The sequence below is a fragment of the Microbulbifer variabilis genome, from assembly GCF_023716485.1.
In the GTDB taxonomy this organism is placed as follows: Bacteria; Pseudomonadota; Gammaproteobacteria; order Pseudomonadales; family Cellvibrionaceae; genus Microbulbifer; species Microbulbifer variabilis_B.
The window spans coordinates 3,635,046-3,655,510 of record NZ_CP092418.1 but is presented as its reverse complement, the minus strand read 5'-3'; the positions used below and the strand labels follow the sequence as shown (position 1 = coordinate 3,655,510).

18 protein-coding genes are annotated in these 20,465 nt (G+C 52.0%); 8 read left to right on the top strand and 10 right to left on the bottom strand.

Features of this window, described 5'->3' with window-relative positions:
* The first annotated feature begins 146 nt into the window (after positions 1–146).
* A complete protein-coding gene (locus tag MJO52_RS16240; protein ID WP_252083019.1) occupies positions 147–1,277 on the top strand; it encodes a hypothetical protein in 1,131 nt (376 codons plus the stop codon).
* Between the two features lie 37 nt (positions 1,278–1,314).
* Here the strand turns inward: MJO52_RS16240 and MJO52_RS16235 are convergent, their stop codons facing one another.
* The 6 genes from MJO52_RS16235 to gatC all read right to left on the bottom strand — a co-directional run bounded on the left by MJO52_RS16235 (position 1,315) and on the right by gatC (position 7,064).
* The gene (locus MJO52_RS16235; RefSeq protein ID WP_252083018.1) at positions 1,315–2,406 is read right to left on the bottom strand and encodes a glycosyltransferase family 4 protein; all 1,092 of its coding nucleotides are present in this window, start codon (positions 2,404–2,406) and stop codon (positions 1,315–1,317) included.
* A 160-nt stretch (positions 2,407–2,566) separates the two neighbouring features.
* The gene (gene cysZ, locus MJO52_RS16230) at positions 2,567–3,400 is read right to left on the bottom strand and encodes a sulfate transporter CysZ (protein WP_252083017.1); all 834 of its coding nucleotides are present in this window, start codon (positions 3,398–3,400) and stop codon (positions 2,567–2,569) included.
* A 32-nt stretch (positions 3,401–3,432) separates the two neighbouring features.
* Positions 3,433–3,732 carry a PA4642 family protein gene (locus MJO52_RS16225; protein ID WP_252083016.1) on the bottom strand — a complete coding sequence of 100 codons (300 nt, stop codon included), beginning with the start codon at positions 3,730–3,732 and terminating at the stop codon, positions 3,433–3,435.
* A gap of 64 nt (positions 3,733–3,796) precedes the next feature.
* Positions 3,797–5,248: an Asp-tRNA(Asn)/Glu-tRNA(Gln) amidotransferase subunit GatB gene (gene gatB, locus MJO52_RS16220; protein ID WP_252083015.1), complete on the bottom strand. Its 1,452-nt coding sequence runs from the start codon at positions 5,246–5,248 to the stop codon at positions 3,797–3,799.
* 11 nt (positions 5,249–5,259) lie between these two features.
* The gene (gatA, locus tag MJO52_RS16215) at positions 5,260–6,705 is read right to left on the bottom strand and encodes an Asp-tRNA(Asn)/Glu-tRNA(Gln) amidotransferase subunit GatA (RefSeq protein ID WP_252083014.1); all 1,446 of its coding nucleotides are present in this window, start codon (positions 6,703–6,705) and stop codon (positions 5,260–5,262) included.
* A gap of 71 nt (positions 6,706–6,776) precedes the next feature.
* On the bottom strand, positions 6,777–7,064 hold the full coding sequence (gene gatC, locus MJO52_RS16210; protein ID WP_252083013.1) for an Asp-tRNA(Asn)/Glu-tRNA(Gln) amidotransferase subunit GatC: 288 nt from the start codon (positions 7,062–7,064) through the stop codon (positions 6,777–6,779).
* Positions 7,065–7,419: 355 nt separating this feature from the next.
* Between gatC and MJO52_RS16205 the strand changes: the two genes are divergently transcribed.
* The 7 genes from MJO52_RS16205 to msrB all read left to right on the top strand — a co-directional run bounded on the left by MJO52_RS16205 (position 7,420) and on the right by msrB (position 17,076).
* Entirely contained in the window at positions 7,420–8,454 is a 1,035-nt protein-coding gene (locus MJO52_RS16205; RefSeq protein WP_020412569.1) for a rod shape-determining protein, read from the top strand.
* A gap of 129 nt (positions 8,455–8,583) precedes the next feature.
* Positions 8,584–9,426, top strand: coding sequence for a rod shape-determining protein MreC (gene mreC / locus MJO52_RS16200; RefSeq protein ID WP_252083012.1), 843 nt, complete (start codon positions 8,584–8,586; stop codon positions 9,424–9,426).
* On the top strand, positions 9,413–9,892 hold the full coding sequence (mreD, locus tag MJO52_RS16195) for a rod shape-determining protein MreD (protein WP_252083011.1): 480 nt from the start codon (positions 9,413–9,415) through the stop codon (positions 9,890–9,892). Before mreC ends, mreD begins: the two co-directional genes overlap by 14 nt.
* Before the next feature lie 96 nt (positions 9,893–9,988).
* A complete protein-coding gene (locus tag MJO52_RS16190) occupies positions 9,989–10,600 on the top strand; it encodes a Maf family protein (protein WP_252083010.1) in 612 nt (203 codons plus the stop codon).
* A complete protein-coding gene (gene rng, locus MJO52_RS16185) occupies positions 10,597–12,084 on the top strand; it encodes a ribonuclease G (protein ID WP_252083009.1) in 1,488 nt (495 codons plus the stop codon). The genes MJO52_RS16190 and rng overlap by 4 nt, the downstream gene beginning before the upstream one ends.
* A 78-nt stretch (positions 12,085–12,162) precedes the next feature.
* The gene (locus MJO52_RS16180) at positions 12,163–16,434 is read left to right on the top strand and encodes a YhdP family protein (RefSeq protein WP_252083008.1); all 4,272 of its coding nucleotides are present in this window, start codon (positions 12,163–12,165) and stop codon (positions 16,432–16,434) included.
* A 108-nt stretch (positions 16,435–16,542) separates the two neighbouring features.
* Positions 16,543–17,076 (top strand): peptide-methionine (R)-S-oxide reductase MsrB, encoded by a 534-nt coding sequence (msrB, locus tag MJO52_RS16175; protein WP_252083007.1) that lies wholly within the window; start codon positions 16,543–16,545, stop codon positions 17,074–17,076.
* A gap of 150 nt (positions 17,077–17,226) precedes the next feature.
* Here the strand turns inward: msrB and yjgA are convergent, their stop codons facing one another.
* The 4 genes from yjgA to rapZ form a co-directional block, all read right to left on the bottom strand.
* Positions 17,227–17,736, bottom strand: a complete 510-nt coding sequence (yjgA, locus tag MJO52_RS16170; RefSeq protein ID WP_252083006.1) for a ribosome biogenesis factor YjgA — start codon at positions 17,734–17,736, stop codon at positions 17,227–17,229.
* Positions 17,737–17,800: 64 nt separating this feature from the next.
* Complete coding sequence (gene mgtE, locus MJO52_RS16165; protein ID WP_435583621.1) at positions 17,801–19,168, bottom strand: magnesium transporter; 1,368 nt, start codon at positions 19,166–19,168, stop codon at positions 17,801–17,803.
* Positions 19,169–19,274: 106 nt separating this feature from the next.
* Entirely contained in the window at positions 19,275–19,544 is a 270-nt protein-coding gene (locus MJO52_RS16160; RefSeq protein WP_252083005.1) for an HPr family phosphocarrier protein, read from the bottom strand.
* Between the two features lie 20 nt (positions 19,545–19,564).
* Entirely contained in the window at positions 19,565–20,425 is an 861-nt protein-coding gene (gene rapZ / locus MJO52_RS16155) for an RNase adapter RapZ (protein WP_252083004.1), read from the bottom strand.
* Between the last annotated feature and the right edge of the window lie 40 nt (positions 20,426–20,465).

The following is a 20,465-nucleotide window of genomic DNA, read 5'->3' as shown; positions in this document are numbered from 1 at the left end:
TCCCTTTTCTATCCTTGAACTACACTGGTATAGATTTTTCCTGTTGTTGGGATTTTCACTCCGTGGGCTGCCTCATTTGTTCAGATGTTTGACGCAGCCTTGCATTCGGATGTTTTTTTACCTATGTAAAATCAAAAAGTATTCGAATGCGAACTCTCTTCCTTCATATCGGTTTTCATAAAACTGGCTCTAGTGCACTGCAGCTTGCTCTAAAACAATCCACCAAACTATTAAGTTCAAAAGGTATAGAGTTTCTTTCCTTGGGGAAAAAGGGGAGTTCCTCTCGTACTGTCGATTTCCAGAAAAAAAATGGTCGAATGTCCTATCGTCTGAACCGGCGGCTTAGTGACTTACTGGCATCAAGTCGCGGTGATAATGTCGTTGTGTCTGCGGAGCACCTTTGTTTTCTGCATACGTTTGAAGATATTGACAGTCTCTACAAGGAGTGTCGAAGATTTTTTGACCGCTGCCAAGTCGTTGTTTATTTGCGACGGCAGGATTTACAGGCATTCTCATTTAAAAGGCAGGCTGCACGGGCGGCAGCACCTGATGTCAGCCCCTCCAGCTTGTTATTTGGGCATTGCGAAGGTGCTTTCCCACATCTCAATACTGACTTAATGGTGTATTTTGACTATTTTTCAAAGTTAAAAATATGGGCTGCAGTTTTTGGGGGAACTGCCCTGAATGTGCGGGATTTCTCTGCTGAGTTCTTGCGTGAAGGCGATGTGGTTAGTGATTTTTGCTCATTGCTTGGAGTGAATTTTTGCATCCCATCTGTTCGTGTGAATGAGGGAGTCGGTCGAAAGGAATTTCTGTTAACTAATAAGCTAATAGAGCTTGGCGTTTCTAAGTCGGAGATTAAAAAAATCAAGCCGATGATGAGGTTGGAAGTTTCAGAGCCTTTCCCTGCAAAAGTTGAGGCAGAGCGCTTCTTTAGACGATTTGAGTGCTGTAATAAATCGCTTAATAGTCATTTCCTCAAACATTCTTCGGGTTTGGCATTTAGTGATGATTTTTCTGGATATCCCGAAGAGGGAAATGACTATTTAACCCTGCAGGATTTATCCTCTTGGTTACCGCAGATTCTATCTGCCGGTGTGAGGCATCCCCAACAGTTGCGCGATGCTCTGTTAAGAGAATCTCTGCAAAGCCTGATGGGAGAGTACCTCGAAAACCCATTGTTATTACGTGAGCTTGAAGGAATTATGAGATGCTTGTCCCCCGTAATTAAGGATAAGCCAGTTGATGTGCCCCGGTTGTGGTCTCTTCGCAGCTGATTTCTACTAAAAGTGCTTTCTTATACCAGCTGGTTTTCTATTTGCGAGTCAACTGTTTATAGTGAGTGAGTACTTGGTTGGCAACTTTCTCCCAGCTGAATTTCTCTTGTACCACGGCAAGCGCGGCATTCCCCATGCGATTATTCAAATTTCGGTCATTCATTAGTTGCTTAATGGCTCCTTGTAGATCTTCCACAGAGCCAGGCCTTGTCAAAATGCCTGTAATGCCATCGTTGACAATATAAGGCGTGCCGCCAACATTTGAGGCTATCAGGGGGAGTCCCGAGGCCATTGCCTCCAGGCCGGCGATACTCATTCCCTCCATAAAAGAAGGCAGCGAAGAGGCGTTTGCGGCGCGGTAAATGTTTGACATCTCCTTGTTGCTGACATTACCGAGAAAGTGTGCGTGTCCTGAGCTTATTTTATCTTTTAGTAACTCTTTAATTTCTGCTGACTCTTTACCCTCGCCAGCAACAACCAGATATAGTTGGGGGTCATCAATCGCTGCAACTGCCGCAGCCAAAAAACGCACACCTTTTACCCGTTCGAGTCGGCAGCCGATAGCAATAACATAAGCACTTTCTGGAATCGATAATTGTTCTCTGAGGGAGGATTCTCCCGGATGAAATACAGAAGTATCTACACCATTACAGGTAAAGCTTATCGGTTTTTGGTAACCCGTTTCTCTAGTGTTGGCAATAAGGGTTTCACTGACAGCAAGTATGCTAGAAGTAATATCCAATTGTTTGCGCATCTTCTTGAGCGCTTTCTTCCCTTTTTGTGCTCTTTTGACAAATGAGGAGGTGTGATTGGTGAAAATAACGGGAACATCTAGCCCCTTGCAGGCATTTAAAGGACGCATGCCGTGCACATGCACAATGTCAACTTTACGTTCACGTACTTGTTGGTGAATTTTTCTGCGTAATAGCCAGTCGTAGAGTAGGTGACTGTCTGGCAACTTCAGGCGCTCAACAGTTACATCGTCAAAGCAGTCAGTTTCGGGAGTGTTCTCATAAGGCTTTCTGGTCAGTACGTGTACTGAGTGATTAAGCTTGGCAAGCGCTCTAGAGAGTTCGAGCACATGAGTCTGAACCCCACCGATGGAGGGTGGGAATTCATTGGTAATCATTAGGATATTCATTAACGCTTGTACTAATAATTAGGTGGGTGAGTAACTGCCTAGCCAGTGTGATGCATTTTTAGTGAGAAGCAGACTCATTCTGCCACTCACTGGAGTCAAAGAAGCATTCATCTAGAGATCAAGAGACAGACAATTACCTTGTTTCTATCTAGGCTGGGTATTGGTGAGAGTTTGTGCCAGGATCTCCCTCCCTGCGCAGTCGCTCTACCCAGAGTGCGGTACCCCCTGCCACTGCCGCAGGCATTACGAAGATATTCAAAATGGGCACCATCTTGGCCAGCATTACGCTTCCACCAAAGGCGAGGCTGGTTAGTTTGCGCCTGCGTAGTACGCTCTTTAGTTCGTCAAAAGGACGCTGGTGGTTATCGAGAGGGTAGTCAACGTATTGTATTGCCATACACCAGGCACCCCAAACTGCAGCTAATACGGCAGGGATAATTATGGTCCAGCTGGTTACTGTGGATATCAGAAAAATGATCACTCCCCAGAAAATAAAATAACCTAACTTGCGCAGTTCCCGTCCCAGTGTGCGCCATACCATCTGTATCATTGGTTCAGCAGGAGGTGCTTTACCGGTGAGAAGTTCTTCAACTTTCTCGGCCAGGAGGCCATTAAAAGGGGCCGCAATAATATTGGTGATTATCCCAAACAAATAGCCATAGGCGAGGAAAAATAAAAACAACACCAGAATTGCAATGATCCAGGCGAGCCAACGAAAAACGCTGGCGGTCCAGGCGGCACCTTTGGCCATCACGGCTTCCCACCAGGACATATTGGTAGTGTCCACTGGGGTGTGTGACAGCAGACTGCTGATAAACTCACTGAGACCGCCGAGTTGGGTAATCATGATGCCGCTGATCACGATAAATAACACTAGGTTGATCAGCAGGGGGACCAGGATAAAGGGGCGTAGTTCACGCTTGGTTAATAGGCGGGCGCCGCGCATTAGCGCGTCAATACCATGGACTGGATTTGAAGTCATAAAGTTACCTCTCGCAGGTGCGCGGCGGCCAATCAGTGTTTAGCACCGGCGGCTTTTAGTATTTCTATGTACTCGCTGCTCTGGCGGTGTTCACTAATGCGGGTTAATAAGGTTTTTCCATCCGGATCCATACTGTTGAGGTCATGACCTTCGGCGAGAAATAGTTGTACAAAAGTGGCAAAACTCTCCGCTTTCATACTGCGGTAGGCGCGTTCAAGTAAATGGAAATCCCGGTTGGTATTTTTTGGTGCTTCCCCCACCAGAAAACCGGCAATTCGCTCCTCGTCAAATACTTCACCGAGGACTTTTTGTTTGTCTTTTTTTAGGCTCAAAATCTTTTCCTTAGTTAAGTGAAAGAAGCCAGGTAGATTGAACCTGGCCGCAGGTTAAAAAGGTTTAAAGGAGAGCGTCGAGCTTATCCTTGAGGATCTTGTTGATCATCTGTGGATTCGCCTGACCCTTCGAGGCTTTCATGATTTGGCCGACAAAATAGCCCATCATCTTGGGCCGCTTGGATTCGTCGGCTTTGCAGTAGTTATCTACTTGTACGCTGCTTGCAGCAATAACTGCCTCTACCATCTCTTCTATGGCGCCGGTATCAGATACCTGCTTGAGACCACGCTTTTCGATAACCTCATCCGCACTACCCTCTCCCTGTGCCATAGCTTCAAAAACCTGTTTGGCAATCTTGCTGGAGATGGTGTTGTCTTTGATACGCATGATTAAGCCGGCGAGTTGCTGGGCGCTAACCGGGGAATCCTGTATAGAGATTTCCTGACGATTCAGCAGTGCGGCTAACTCACCGGTAATCCAGTTAGCGGTGAGTTTTGGTTCTCCGCAGGATTTGCATACTGTTTCAAAGTAGTCGGCGCTGGCGCGCTCCTGAGTGAGTTGGTCAGCGTCGTAGGCAGATAAGCCGTACTCTGACTGGAAGCGCTCGGCTTTGGCATCGGGCAGCTCAGGAAGTAGTTCACGCAGTTGCACGACATAGTTATCGGTGAGTACTACGGGTAGTAGGTCTGGGCAGGGGAAATAGCGATAGTCATTGGCAACTTCTTTACTGCGCATGGAGCGGGTTTCATTTTTATCCGCGTCGTACAGTCGGGTTTCCTGCACTATGCTGCCACCATCTTCGAGAATATCGATCTGACGCTCGGCTTCAACTTTGATAGCTCGCTCAACAAAGCGGAAGGAGTTGATGTTTTTAAGCTCGGTGCGAGTGCCCAGCTTTTCCTCTCCCTTTAATCGCACAGAGACGTTGGCATCACAGCGGAGAGAGCCTTGAGACATATCTCCATCGGAGATGCCCAGATAGGTGACGATACTGTGGATTTTTTTCAGGTAGGCAACCGCTTCGGCGGCGCTGCGCATATCGGGCTCTGAGACAATTTCTATCAGAGGTGTGCCCGCGCGGTTTAAATCGATTCCAGACATGCCGTGGAAGTCTTCATGCAAGGATTTGCCCGCATCTTCTTCTAGGTGGGCGTGGTGCAAGCGTACTTTTTTACTACTGCCATCCTCTAGATGAATTTCAACTTCGCCAGCCCCAACGATAGGTTGCTCCAACTGGGTTGTCTGGTAGCCTTTGGGGAGATCTGGGTAAAAATAGTTTTTACGCTCAAAAACAGAGCGTTTACCAATATCCGCATTCATCGCCAGGCCAAACATAACCGCATAACGAAAGGCTTCCTCATTAGGGACAGGCAGGGTACCGGGCATGGCCAAGTCAACGGCGCAGGCCTGGCTATTCGGTGCCGCACCGAAACGGGTACTAGCGCCAGAAAAAAGTTTGGATTGGGTGGATAACTGCACGTGAATTTCCAGCCCGATAACGATTTCCCATTTCACGATAGATCTCCTTATACGGCGCTGGCTTGGTGCCAGTCGGTAACCTGTTGGTATTGATGCGCAACATTGAGCATGCGGGATTCGTCCAGATAGTTACCGGTAATCTGAAGTCCTACAGGCAAATTGTTTACCAATCCACAGGGGATAGACATGCCTGGTAGGCCCGCCAAATTGGTGGCGATGGTATAGATATCTTCCAGGTACATGGCTACCGGATCAGCCCCCTTGGCTCCCAGCTCAAACGCAGGGGAGGGTGTGGTAGGCCCCATAATGACATCGACTTTTTCAAAGGCCTGTACAAAATCCTGCTTGATCAGTCGGCGCACCTGCTGGGCCTTGTTGTAATAAGCATCGTAATAGCCAGCGGATAGCGCGTAGGAGCCAACCAGAATGCGGCGCTGGACTTCTTCGCCAAAGCCCTCACCGCGGGAGCGCATATATAAATCTCGTAAATCTTTGGGGTTTTCACAGCGATGGCCATAGCGCACCCCGTCGAAGCGGGATAGGTTGGCGGAGGCCTCGGCTGGGGCTATGACGTAGTAAGCCGGAATAGCCAACTCAGTATGTGGCAGACTGATATCCACCAGCTCGGCCCCGAGTTTTTCAAACTCCTTAAGGGCATCTTGTACGCGGGCGGCTGTTTCAGCATTCAAGCCTTCCCCAAAGTATTCTTTAGGGACTCCGATTTTGAGGCCGGCGATAGAGTCGCTCAGTCCCGCGGTGAAGTCTTCATGCGGACGGTTCAGGCTGGTGGAATCTTTTGGGTCGTGGCTGACCATAGCAGACAACAGATAAGCGGCATCCTCAGCATTGCGTGCAATAGGGCCTGCCTGATCCAAGCTGGAAGCATAGGCGACAATACCCCAGCGGGATACACGGCCGTATGTAGGTTTAAGGCCGGTGGTATTGGTCAATGCGGCGGGTTGTCGAATGGAGCCGCCGGTATCTGTGGCCGTGGCTCCAGGTACTAGCAGCGCCGCTACTGCTGCAGCGGAACCTCCGGATGAGCCGCCCGGTACACAACGGGTATTCCAGGGGTTTTTTACTGGGCCGTAATAGCTGCTTTCGTTGGAGGAGCCCATGGCGAACTCATCCATATTGGTTTTGCCCAGAGTTACGGTGCCGGCGCCGTTGAGGTTTTCCACTATGGTGGCATCGTAAGGCGGAATAAAATTGTCCAACATCTTTGAAGCACAACTGGTGCGTATGCCATTGGTGCAGATGATGTCTTTATGAGCAACTGGCACTCCGCACAGGGTGGGTGCTTCGCCTTTGGCAATACGTTGATCGGCGGCTTCGGCCTGCGATAGGGCGAGTTCTTCGGTTACGGTAATAAAGCTGTTATAGCTGCTGTCTAGTTGTTGGATTCGTGCAAGTAGATGGCGAGTTAACTCCATACTGGAGAATGCCTTGCTCTGCAGGCCGCGGATCATCTCGGCGATAGTAAGCTGGTGCATGTTATTCCCTTAAAGGCTTTGGGCGGGCTCAGGGCGAAATCGAATAATTGGGTGCTTGCCTGGGGGCCTGTTCAGTCGATGACTTTGGGGACTAGATAAAGCCCTTCTTCAGATTGGGGGGCCAAGTTCAGGAAACTCTGGTGCTGGTCAGTCTCTGTTACCTTGTCGGCTCGCAGGGTCTGCACTTCATCAAGTGGGTGCGCCATGGGTACGACCCCATCGGTGTTGACGGCCTGTAACTGGTCCACCAGTTGAAGAATATCGCCGAGGCGGCCGCTGACTTCCTCAATGGTTTCTTCGGATATGGCGATGCGAGCGAGTTCCGCCAGCTTCTCTACGGTTTGCGTATCCACAGCCATGGCAATAGAGCTCCTCCGGCTTCAGTTGCGAATCTGGGTTGCTCCGTATAAGGACGGGGCAGGGCCGGCAAATTTAGCACAATAGGCCGCTATTCTCACCGGCTCAGCTGTAGGGGGAAATCTGCAATCGATTAGCCGGGCTTCAGCCTTGCCCTGAACCGGTGCCGTTGTTAGAGTTTGCTCAATCCTGCCGGGCGCTCAGAGACTCCGGCGTATTGCGTAAATTCCGATTCGAAATGCGGCTCGGAACTCAGAATTATTTGCGCGGACTAACTAGGATTTGTATCCATAAAATAAGCCGCGCCCGCAGTGCCCGATCTGGGGGCTGACAATTAGTACAAGGTAATCGAATTCCATGTTTAAACGCTTGCGGGGCATGTTCTCCAGTGACCTCTCCATTGACCTGGGAACCGCCAATACGCTGATTTACGTTCGCGATCGCGGCGTAGTACTCGACGAGCCCTCTGTCGTCGCAATCCGTCACTACAATGGCCAGAAAATCGTTGAGGCAGTTGGAGTGGAAGCCAAACGTATGCTCGGCCGCACCCCCGGTAATATCACAGCGATTCGCCCACTGAAGGACGGGGTGATTGCCGATTTCCAAGTGACTGAAAAAATGTTGCAGCACTTTATCAAGAAAGTGCATGAAAACAGCTGGATGCGCCCAAGTCCCCGTGTGCTGGTATGCGTACCCTGTCAGTCCACCGAAGTGGAGCGTCGTGCAATTCGCGAATCTGCTTTGGGTGCCGGTGCCCGCGAAGTATCCCTGATCGAAGAGCCGATGGCGGCGGCGATTGGTGCTGGCCTGAACGTGGAGGAGGCCAGCGGTTCAATGGTGGTGGATATCGGTGGTGGTACGACTGAGATTGCTATTATCTCCCTCAATGGCGTGGTCTACTCCGACTCTGTGCGCATTGGTGGCGACCGTTTTGATGAAGCCATCGTCAACTATGTACGCCGCAACTACGGTAGCGTAATCGGTGATGCTACTGCTGAGCGTATTAAGGAAGAAATTGGCTGTGCCTACGCGGGCAGTGAAGTTCGTGAGATCGATGTACGCGGCCGAAACTTGGCGGAAGGGGTGCCCCGTAGTTTTACCTTGAATTCCGATGAAATTCTTGAGGCCTTACAAGAGCCGCTAACTGGTATTGTACAAGCGGTGAAAAGTGCCCTTGAGCAATCTCCCCCCGAGCTGGCTTCGGATATCGCTGAGCGCGGCATGGTATTAACCGGCGGTGGAGCCTTGCTGCGGGACCTGGATCGCCTGCTGATGGAGGAGTCAGGTCTGCCAGTGATCGTTGCTGATGATCCCCTTACCTGTGTTGCCCGCGGTGGTGGCAAGGCCCTGGATATGTTGGATCGCAGCCGTTTGTACCTGATGTCCAACTGAGTGGATTGAAGCTGGCGGGTTTTCCTAACAATTAGTGAGGTAGCCCTGCCGGCGGTTAGTTTCACGTTTCAGTGACATCCGATATATTGTGAGATCAATAATCATTGACCTGTACAAAGGTGGCTGCCCTTGAAACCGCTTTTTACCCGCGGCCCCTCCCCTGAGTTCCGCCTTCTATTATTGGTGCCGCTAGCAATCGCCTTGATTGTTGCAGACCACTACACCAATTGGTTCCAGTCTACTCGCGAGCGTCTTTCTAGTGTTACAGCGCCTCTTTACTGGATCACTGGTGCTCCAGAGCGTGTTGGCGATTGGGCTGGGGAGCAGTTTCGCTCCCGCGAGGAGCTGCTTGAAGAAAATGACCGTCTCAAGCGTCAAGTATTGCTGTTGGAGCAGCGCAGCCAATTATTGGCTGCGGTCAAGGCGGAAAATACGCGTTTGAAGGAGCTGATGAATTCGGCAGAAATGGTTGATGACCGAGTGCTGGTGGCCCAGGTTATCGGTGTCTCACCGGACCCCCTTGAGCATGTGCTGTTGATCGATAAAGGGCGCGATCATGGTATTGATGTGGGCACACCGGTGATGGATGCGAGTGGTTTGCTCGGGCAGGTGATTGAGGCTGGGGATGCGTTCAGCCGGATTCTCCTGATCACTGATTCCAGCCACGCAATTCCTGTCCAAGTGTTACGCAACAGTATGCGTGCCGTCGTTGAGGGCACCGGTGACCTCTATCGCCTCAAGCTCAGGCATCTTGCGAATACCAGCGATATCCGCGAGGGTGATCTGCTACTCAGTTCCGGTCTCGGTGGACGTTTTCCCGCAGGCTACCCAGTGGGCGAGGTTATGTCGATCTCCCGAGACCCGGGTCAACCATTTGCCGAGGCGGAAGTGCTCCCGCGCGGGCGTATGAGTCGCAGCCGCTTTGTTTTGGCGGTAATCGGGAGTGGGGGGCAGGGCCTTGCAAGCGAATAATCGCTGGTTTATCACGCTCACGCTCTTTCTCTCGATGTTACTTGTGGTTATGCCTTTACCACAGCAGTGGCTGTGGTTCCGACCAGCGTTTCCGGCCCTATTGGTTATTTTCTGGGTTACTCGTATGCCTCAGGCCTTGGGCGTTGGTTTTGCCTGGCTGGTGGGTATCCTGGAAGATCTGATCAGCGGAGCCAGTCTCGGTACCCATGCATTGGCTCTGGCAGTTTTGGCCTATTTCAGCCTATTAACCTACCAGCGTACCAGGGCCTTTAATCCAGCTCAGCAGCTTCTATGGGTGTTTGTTTTGGTGGGTATCCACCAGGTTGTGGGTAACTGGGTACATGGTTTGGAGGGAAAAACTGTTCCCGGCCTGACTTTCTTATGGCCGGCACTCACCACGGCCCTGCTATGGCCTTGGGTTGCTCCGCTATTGCATCGCCTCTGCAGTCGGCTGCAGGTTCGTTGAGCGTCTCGTCAGTCTGTAAATCAATGTAAAATTCTGATCATTTTTCGATCAGTATCGCTATAATCAGCCGCTGACCCACAGGGAATATGTAGTACAGTGACAAATATCACCTCTTCGAACCGTCTTCTTCTTGCTTCGGGGTCGCCACGTCGAGCCGAATTGCTGGAGCAAATAGGCGTTGTGTTTTCCCAATGCCCGCCCTCGGTGCCTGAGCAGAAAGAAGCTTTAGAGACTCCCCAAGAATATATTCAGCGCTTGGCGCAGGAAAAATCTGTGGCTGGGTTATTGGCGACACCAGAACAGGCCGGGCTCTGGGCCCTGGGGGCCGATACAGTCGTACTTTGTGGTGAGCGTCTCCTGGAGAAACCGCGGGATTTTACTGACTTTGAGTCCATGATGTCGGCCCTATCGGGCAGAGAGCATTCTGTGCTGACTGCGATTTGTCTTCGCAGTCAGCACAGGCAATTCAGCTGTCTGGTGGAAACCCGGGTGCGCTTTCGCCAGTTATCAGTCCAGAGTATTCAAGACTATTGGCACACCGGTGAGCCCGCCGATAAAGCTGGAGGATACGGTATTCAGGGAATGGGAGCCGCGTTAGTGGAGTCTATCAGCGGCAGTTATAGCAATGTGGTTGGCCTGCCCTTGGAGGCGTTAGTTCCGATGCTGGAACAGGCCGGGATTTCTTACTGGCAGGAGGCCAAGTCTTGAGTGAAGAATTGCTGATCAATGTTGCCCCAACAGAGACCCGAGTGGCACTGGTAGAAAATGGTGTGCTACAGGAGGTCTACCTGGAGCGCAGTGCGCGTCGGGGCATTGTTGGCAATATCTATAAGGGCAAGGTGATTCGGGTATTGCCGGGGATGCAGGCGGCTTTTGTGGATATTGGCCTGGAGCGCGCCGGGTTTATCCATGCCTCTGATATCGCCCCCCTGGATGATGATGGGATGGAGTCCAGGGATGCTGAAGTTGCTGATATTCGCGCTCTTGTGCGGGAGGGGCAGCCCCTGGTCGTTCAGGTAGTAAAAGATCCTATTAGCAGTAAAGGCGCGAGACTGACCACCCACTTGTCAGTATCTGCCCGCTATCTCGTCTATATGCCGCAAACCCGTCATATCGGGATCTCCAATCGCATCGAGGATGAGGGCGAGCGCGAGCGTTTGCGTCAGCTGGTGGAGGCCGCCTCGTCACGTCTCGCCGAAGATGGCCTTTCCGCTGATGGAGGCTTTATTTTGCGCACCGTGGCTGAGGGTGTTAGCGAGGAGGAGTTGCTACGGGATATCCCCTTTCTTTACAAACTTTGGGGGGAGTTGGAGCAGCGCATCAAGGAGCGGGTAGTGCCCTCTGTAATTTACGAGGATTTGCCGCTATTTATGCGTGCCCTACGTGATCTTGCGCGCCCTTATACCGAGAAGATTCGTATAGACTCCCGCGAGGCGCACGGTCGCGCGGCAGAATTTGCAGGCAAGTATGCACCAGAAATAGCTGGACGACTCGAGCACTACCCCGGTGAGCGTCCCCTGTTTGATCTGTATGGGGTTGAGGAGGAAATTCGCCGCGCCCTACAGCATAAGGTGACGCTAAAGTCCGGGGGGTATTTAATTGTCGAGCAAACCGAGGCGATGAGTACTATTGACGTCAATACCGGCGCATTTGTAGGTCATCGCAACCTGGAAGAGACTATCTTCAAGACGAATTTGGAGGCGGCAACGGCAATCGCCCGCCAGCTGCGCCTGCGCAACCTCGGGGGAATCATCATTATCGATTTTATCGACATGAAAGACCCTGAGCATCAACGTCAGGTATTGCGCACCCTGGAGAAGGCTCTCGAGCGGGATCACGCTAAGTCGAGTATTACCGGGGTTTCCGAACTCGGTTTGGTAGAGATGACCCGCAAGCGCACGCGGGAATCTCTAGGGCAAATCCTGTGCGAGCCCTGCCCTGTGTGCGAGGGGCGCGGCACTTTAAAGAGTGCGGAAACAGTTTGCTTTGAGATCTTCCGGGAAATTATCCGTGAGGCGCGCGCCTACGATAGTGAAAAAATCATGGTTTTGGCCAGTCAGGTGGTAATCGATCTGCTGCTGGATGAAGAGTCGGCGAATGTCGCCGATCTGGAGGAATTTATTCGCAGGCCCATACAGTTCCAAGTAGAGCCCATTTACAATCAGGAGCAGTACGACATTGTTCTTGTGTAAATCATTATTAGCCTCCTCGCAGTTTTTCGATGCTGGTCGTTGCGATGCCTACGACAGCACCGTGGAAGAGTGGGGGTGATGATGATCTTATTGCGCTGGCTTGCGCGAAAGTTTTGGCTGTTATCGGTAAGCTTGGTGATTGCCCTGGCAATCCTTGTACAAACCGGGCGCCTGCTATCGCCTCAAGTTGAGGAATATCGCCCGCAGATCAGCCGCTGGCTCAGCGGTCAGCTGGGGGTTCCGGTACAGATGGATCGTATCTCCTTGCGCTGGGAAGCTCTGCAAGTCTCATTACAGCTCGATGGCCTACGCCTTGGGCAGAAGGGCGAGTTGCGTATGGGACACGGCCTGTTCCAACTGGATTTGCTCGCCAGCCTATGGAATCGTGAGTTGGTGTGGAAAGATCTGCAAATGCATGCCTTTTCGGCTGGACTCAGCCGAGATGAGCAGGGCGAGTGGCGTCTGGACGGCTTCCCCGATATCTCCCTAAAGCCTGACGGCAGGGTTGTGTCCAATCCCAAGGCAGCGGACCCGGCACAACTTTTCCAGTTGAGCCCCAAGGTCTGGATTAGCGATGCGGCAATCACTGTCAGGCTGCCTGATGAGCAGGTTGCCGAGCTCAACTTGCCACAAATTTCTCTGGAAAACCGAGGTGATTTTCATCGTCTTACGGCCCGCGCTTTTATCTCCCGCGAAGGCGAAGAGCAGGCTAGCAACACTGAGACTCTCCGCCTGGTGCTGGAGGGGCGTGGTAACCCGCGCAATAAAAAACAATTTTCACTGCGAGGTTATATGCAGCTTAATGAGCTGCTGTTGGACCAGGATATTGTGTCACTACTCCATCAGCTGACCCCGCTACCCGACCGATTTCATTGGAATGGGCGCAAGTGGGCGGATGGACGCCTGTGGCTGCACAGCGATGCGAGCAGTGGTTATCGGTTGGTCGGACGAGTAGACCTTGCTCAGGTATCAAACTTGGATCAGCCAGAAGAGGCGCCGGAGAAAAGCAGTCAGGGTAAAAGTCAGCATGAAAGTAGTGATCTGGTACAAAACAGAGATCACATAATGGCACCTTTACGGGCGCTTTCTGGAGATATTTCTGGTCGCTGGCTGCCCGGTGAACATTGGCGTTTGGCTTTACAGGATACCCAAATTGATTGGCAGGGCTTGCAGATGCCGCCGCTAAACCTGCAGGTTAGTAACGACCTTCAGGGAGTAGCACTGTCCGCAGATGTGATCGATTTAGCGGGATGGAGCGATATTCTCACTCGGTTGGATGTTTTGCAGGGTCCTGCAGGCGAGTGGTTGACGTCCCTGAAGCCTTCGGGCCAGTTGCGACGCTTGCAGCTGCGCAAAGAAGCACAAGATGCGGTGAGCCTGAGTGCCAATTTGCACAATATCAGCACGCAGGCATTCCGCGGTGCGCCATCAGTGGCCGGCTTGAGTGGCTACATGGAGTTTGCCGGTAACGATGGCCGGGTGGAATTGGATGGCTCGAACTTGCAAGCAGGGTTTCCAAATCTTTACTCCGAGGCATTCTCTTTTGAGCAAGCCAGCGGTACTTTGGCCTGGAGCCTTAGTAAAGATTCGAATGAAATCAATGTCTTCTCTGGCCCTTTGCTATTAGATGGAAATCTGGGCGAAGTTGGCGGGCAGTTTTTGTTGTCCCTGCCTTTCCGTCCTCAGAGCCGTCCAACGGATTTACTCCTGTCGCTTTCTCTGCGTGATACGGACGTTGGCGTTCAAGAGAAACTGGTGCCGAAAAATGTCAGTGAAGACTTACGCAGTTGGTTGAATGAGGGGCTGGGCAACGGAAATCCCGGTCGGGTTGAGACTGCCGCATTTATTTACCGTGGCAGCAGTTATCGCAAAAATGGCAAAGATGAGTCTCTACGCGCGCTGGGGGCTCACAATAAGCGTCAAACAGTACAGTTGGCTGCAGACTTTTCTGGCGCCAATCTTAAGTATGCAGACGAGTGGCCTAAGGTTCAGTCTGTTGATGGCCTCCTCAGGCTGGATGATGGCAATGTTTCTGTCAGCGCAGACAAGGCCCGTGTTTGGGGAGTGGATGCGCATAAAGTATTAGTGGAAGTAACCCCACAAAGAGATAAAGGCTCACGTCTGGATGTGACCGCCCAGCTTCAGGGCCCGGCTGCTGATGGTTTGCGCTTGTTGCGCGAATCTCCTTTGCGCAAACAGCTTGGCAATGCTTTTGATGAGTGGTTGTTGTCGGGAGATATTCACGGACAGCTGAACCTCACTCAGCCCCTGGGTGGTGCTTCAGTATCACCAGCTCAAAGAATTGAATTGCAGTTGAGTCGTGGTGATTTACAGCTGCAAAATCTGCGCTTGCATGCTGAGGCTCTGGCTGGTGATGTCATTTTTGACAGCGATACTGGCCTCGAAGGTACTGAGCTGAAAGGTCAGCTCTGGGGGCGGCCAATAAATGCGAGCATACGTCATATAGGTGATGCCGATGCGCGCGATACGCAGGTGGTTGTGGATGGCAGTGCCAGTACTGAGTCGATCTACAGCTGGAGCCAGCGTCCTGAGCTGAGATGGCTTGAAGGTACCATGGGTTACCAGGCACTTATTACCATCCCAGCAAAATCCAAAGAGGCTCCCTATGCTGCAGTTTTCGAGCTGACCTCAAATCTTGCTGGTGTGGCGGTAAACCTTCCGGAGCCCCTGGCTAAGCCCTCTGAAAGTAAAACGAATTTTGTATTGCGAGCTCCCATTGGTGATCAGGGCAGCTTATTTCACCTGAACTACGGTGAGCACCTGCAAGGGCAGTTTTGGCTGGTGGACGGAGCTCTTGAGCGAGCGGCTATTGCGCTCAATGCCGAGGCAAAATTACCTGAAGAAAGAGGGGTGAGTATCCTTGGCGACATTTCCAATGTTGATTTACCCCGCTGGGAAAAGCTATTGGGCGTTTACCAAGATGACTCATCGGTTGTCGAAGAGTCATCCGCTCGGCCCGAACAAGCACCATCACTGCTTCATAAGGTGCAAGCAAGCAACCTGGATGGCCTGACTGCACTTCCCCAAAGTGGACAGACAACTGACAATGTTTCCAGTCCACTGCCGATTAGTCTCGACCTAAGCACGGATAGCCTGCAATTGGGCACAGTGGCTATTGAGCATATTCATGTCACTGGTGGAGGAGTGGGTTCAAAGTGGCAGTTAGATTTTGATAGTGAAATGGCGGCGGGAAGACTTTCGGGAACGCTCGGTGGGCAAAAACCTCTGCGTTTAAAGTTGGCGCATTTACGCCTTCCTGCTCCTGAAGAAAGGCAGACTATTTCCGGCGCTACATTGGCTGAGCAGCCCTTTGCGGAAGAGTTGTTGGACCCCTGGGCAGATTTTAATTTTCAGACGCTGCCAGCTCTGGATTTCAGCACGGAAAGCCTGCGAGTGGGGGGTGAGGAGCTCGGGCGCTGGTCTTTTGAAGTTCGGCCATCCGAAGACCGCCTGGTTCTAAGCGATATTCGCGGTAGTGTCCGCGGGTTTCATCTGCAGGGACGTGGTGGTGGTGAAAAAGCCTTGGGAGCGCAATTGATGTGGATGCGCGATGCGGAGGGCAATAATTCCTCTCAATTTATTGGGCGCCTGGCAGCCGATGATCTCGCTGATATTCAGCGTGAGATGGGGCATGAACCGCTTATTGAAAGTAAGTCTGCGACCTTTGATACAGCCTTGCGCTGGGATGGGTCTCCGGCCATGGCCAAGGGTAGTTTGCTCTCCGGAGATTTGAAAATAGATATTCGTGATGGCCGCTTCCTTCGTTCCACCGGTACTGCTGGCTCAACGGTCTTGCGGTTGTTATCGCTGTTTAATTTCGATACCTGGGCGCGCCGCTTGCGCTTGGATTTCTCCGACCTTTATAAGAGTGGTATGGCATTCGACCGGGTGCGAGGAGAGGTCGTGTTTGAAGGGGATGGGCAATTGTTGATTGCAGTGCCTATTCAGGTTGAGGGGCCAACCAGTGAGCTGCAGATGGCGGGAAGGGTCAATTTATTGCGGGAAGATTTGGATTTGACCCTGGTGGCGACTTTGCCAGTAAGTAACAACCTAGCCCTGGTTGCCGCTCTTGCTGGGGGATTGCCGGCTGCGGCAGGCGTTTATCTCATTAGTAAAGCGTTTAAAAAGCAGGTGAAGAAGATGGCCAGTGTGAGTTATCGCATCAGCGGTGACTGGGCTGCCCCTCAAATGCGTTTTGAGAGACTCTTTGATGGAGATGGTGCAGAGCGTCAGGGGGCCGCCTCTGAGGCTGCTGGGAAACAGGCAAAACCGGATCAGGGAATCAGTCGTGCACCAACGCCTCTTTTGGCGGATGAAGCGGGCTCTTAGCCTGCTTATTGGGAGGATACACTTCCAGAAAGAGCTCACAATTGCATGTGCATCTAGTTCTCTATCCTATTAGGTAGGTATAACTGAGTGAGGACAGGAGTTTGCAAGATGGTGAGGTCCCCGGCCTTATGGCCCCTGTTGGTGTTTGCCCTGGTTCTATCGGCCTGCTCTGAGGCTGATGACCAAAGAATCCAGAATATGACAGTGGCGGAAGCCAAATCACGTATAGCCGAAGGCAAAGGGCTAGAGCAGATCCCCAAGTCGGTATGGAAGCAGCTACTCCCCGAGGACCGTTACAAGGTTCTCTGGCAGGGAGATACGGAGCGGGCTTTTAGTGGCAAATTGTTATACAACGAAAAAGAAGGTGTTTATGTCACCGCAGGCTGCCGTCTGCCGGTTTTTAGTTCAAAGCACAAGTTTAAATCGGGTACTGGTTGGCCCAGCTTTTGGGATGTGGCCTATCCGCAGAATATCGTATTAAAGGATGATTTCAGTTGGGGGCTCAGGCGCACAGAGGTATTGTCCAAATGTGGAGAGCACCTGGGGCATGTGTTTAAGGATGGTCCACCACCGACAAACCTACGGTATTGCTTGAACTCGCTGGCCTTGGATTTTGAGCCGGCCGGGGATGTCAAACAATAATCGCTAGATCTCATACTATCTTTGTCTGATTTTTGGTTTGAGCGAGTCTCTTTTGTAGTTTTAATTGATGCAATTTGGCTTTGGTATAAGTCAATGGAGTTTATGGGCGGAGCAGGGCCGCCCGTGTGATATGCGCTGGGTGAATGAGAACTACTGTGATGCCTGAATAAAGAAATCACGCAGGTAGCGGAACAGCTTGCGCTGATTGCTGGGTGGTTTGCTGTTTTTGATCTCGCGCAGGGAGTCGCGTACCAATTGCCGTAAATGCTGATGGTCTATCTGAGGGTACTGGTCAAAAAAGGTACCCTGGGCACTATTACCTTCTTCGAGTAGGCGTCTGCGCCAGTCTTCGGCCATTTTGTCGAAGCGCAGGTGCTGCTGGTCTCGCTCTTTAAATTTATTCAGCACGGCTTCTATCGCTTCGTGATCTGCACTGCGCATCAGCTTGCCAATATATTGCATTTGGCGACGGCGAGCCTCGTTGGACTTGATTCGTCCCAAGGTGTCTATTGCCTCGCGCATATCCTCATCAATGGGCACCTCGGCGAGCTGGGCTTTAGATAGTTCGGTTAATTGCTTCCCCAGGGCCTGCAGCTCGTGCATCTCCTGTTTTACCTGCGTTTTGCTCTTGGGCAGGTCTTCATCGTCGTATTCGTACATCTTCAGTTCCGTATAAAAGTTCCGGATTGTACCGGCTCTGTTTGAGCGGGGAGTGTATTGCCTTTCAGCCAAAATACCAGGTGGCGAGGCCAAGGAAGGACATGAACCCCACCACATCGGTGACGGTTGTCAGTGCGACACTACCGGCTAATGCTGGATCGATTTTTATTGCCCGCAATACAACCGGTAAGATTGCTCCTGCCATCGCTGCCACAATCAAATTGATTACCATGGCCGCAACAATAATGACCGCAATGGTAATGTCGTCAAACCAGAGTGCAGCGATTAGCCCCATCACCAGAGACCAAAGCAGGGCATTAAGGCATGCAGAGCCGAGCTCCCGCGAGAGTAGCCAACTGAGGTTACTTTTGCCAATCTGGCCCAGAGCCATACCCCTGATCACCACGGTGAGTGTCTGGCTGCCGGCCACCCCCCCCATACTTGCGACAATCGGCATCAATACCGCCAGGGCAACGACCTTTTCCAGCGTATTCTGGAACAGACTGATTACCCATGAGGCGAGAAGGGCTGTGAGCAGATTGATACCGAGCCAGAGGGCGCGCCTGCGCGCAGTGCGCCTTACCGGAGCAAAGGTGTCCTCTTCTTCATCGAGGCCCGCCATACTCATCAGGGAGTGGTCGGCGTCTTCGCGAATAACATCGACGATATCGTCGATTGTAATTCGACCCAGCAGGCGGTTGTGTTCATCCACTACTGGTGCGGTGATCCAGTCATACTTTTCAAACAACCGGGCCACCTCTGTATCGCGCATATCGGCGGGAATTGGCTCCACATCAGTATTGACGACCTCGCGTACCGTGACAGAGGGGTCTGTAGTGAGAAGCTTTGAAAGCGGTAGCAGCCCGATATATTGGCCACGTCGGTTGACTACAAATAAGCTATCTGTGGATTCCGGCAGCTGCTCATGGCGGCGCAGGTAGCGCAGCACCACATCCAAGCTTAAGTTGGGGCGCACCGAGATAGTATCGGTGTCCATTAAGCCGCCAGCGGTATTCTCATCGTAAGCGAGTACGCTTTCCACCCGCAGGCGGTCGGTTTCGCTCATTGCTGAGAGGACTTCAGAGACGACGCGTTCGGGGAGCTGCTGAAGGATATCCGCGATATCGTCCGCATCCAGCCCCTCCATAATCTCCACCATCTCCTCGGTATCCATGGTATCGAGGATTTGACTGCGCACTTCATCGGTGAGCTCTTGCAGTACCTCACCTTCGACATCCCGATCGATCAGATTCCACAGAACCTGGCGAATACGCGGGGGGGAGCTTTCCAATAGCTGCGCAATACTCTGCGGGGTCAGGGTTTTGAGCATGCGCCGGACTTCCTGCCCGGTGCCACTATCGAGGGCGGCGAACAACTCGCTGAGCTGGTTTTGCGCGCGGAACTTGATTTCGGCTTGGGGTGGGCTGGACACGATAAATCCTTACTGCTCAGCGGTGTTTAGGGAGTAGAGACCATAAGAAAGTCGCGGCGTTATTACGCCATGGCGGACTCTATCCAGAGCCGCTCGCCTTTGCAAATTACTCGGCTTCTCCAAAGCGCTCTGAGACGAGAGTGCTGATAGCTCCGAGTGCGTCACTCTCATCACGGCCCTCAACCTCCAGCTCCAACTCTGTGCCCTGCCCGGCGGCAAGTAACATAAGTGCCATAACACTCTTGCCATCCACCGATCTATCGCCACAGTGCACTTTGATGTTGGAGGAAAAGCGGGCAGAGGTTTGGGCAAACTTACTGGCTGCGCGAGCGTGCAGCCCGAGCTTGTTAATGATGGTGAGGCGCTGTTTTTGCATAGGTAGCGGATTTGTATGGACTATCTCTGTTGCTCGCGGTGACGGACTTGAATATTGCCAAATTTGTGGAGAAAAGTGCGTGCCAGTTGTTCAACCATATAAACTGAGCGGTGTCTTCCTCCGGTGCAGCCAATGGAGATACAGGTGTAGCTGCGATTGCTCTCTTGGAAAGAGGGTAGCCAGTTCTCTAAGAAACCGGTGATATCTGCTTCCATCTTGTTAGTTTTGGGGTGGGAGCGTAAAAATTCGGCTACTTCATGGTCCAACCCGGTTTTTTTCCTAAGATTGGGTTCCCAGTAGGGATTTGGTAAGCAGCGTAAGTCGAACATCAGGTCGGCATCCACTGGCACCCCATATTTAAAGCCGAAAGACTGGAAAAGTATTGCCATCCCTTCCGAATGTCCGCCCACCACGCGGCTTCTAATCAGCTCCCGTAACTCGTGCAAACCGAGGCTACTGGTATCTATCACCATATCCGCTATGGCTGAGACGGGTGTTAGCAGCTCTCTTTCTTGTTTCAAGGCTTCGAGTAAGTGGGTGCAATCATTGCTCAGGGGGTGTTTGCGGCGGGTCTCGCTGAAGCGTTGTACCAGTACAGGTTCGCGGGCGTCCAGGTAGATTACATCACACTCTACGCCGGTACTGCGCAGGGCTTCAATAACACGGGGGGCCTGTTTGATATCCTGCCAGAGGTTGCGAGCGTCTATTCCCAGGGCAAGGGGGGTGTCCCCTTTAGTCGTTTGCTGCTCAGCCCGCTTGATGAGTTCGGGTAGTAGGCTAATCGGCAGATTGTCGATGCAGTTAAAGCCCGCATCTTCGAGCAGTTGAAGTGCGGAGCTTTTACCAGAGCCGGAGCGGCCGCTGATGATAATCAAGCGCATGGGGACCCCCTCTTTTTAGCTCTTTATACCATTTAATCGT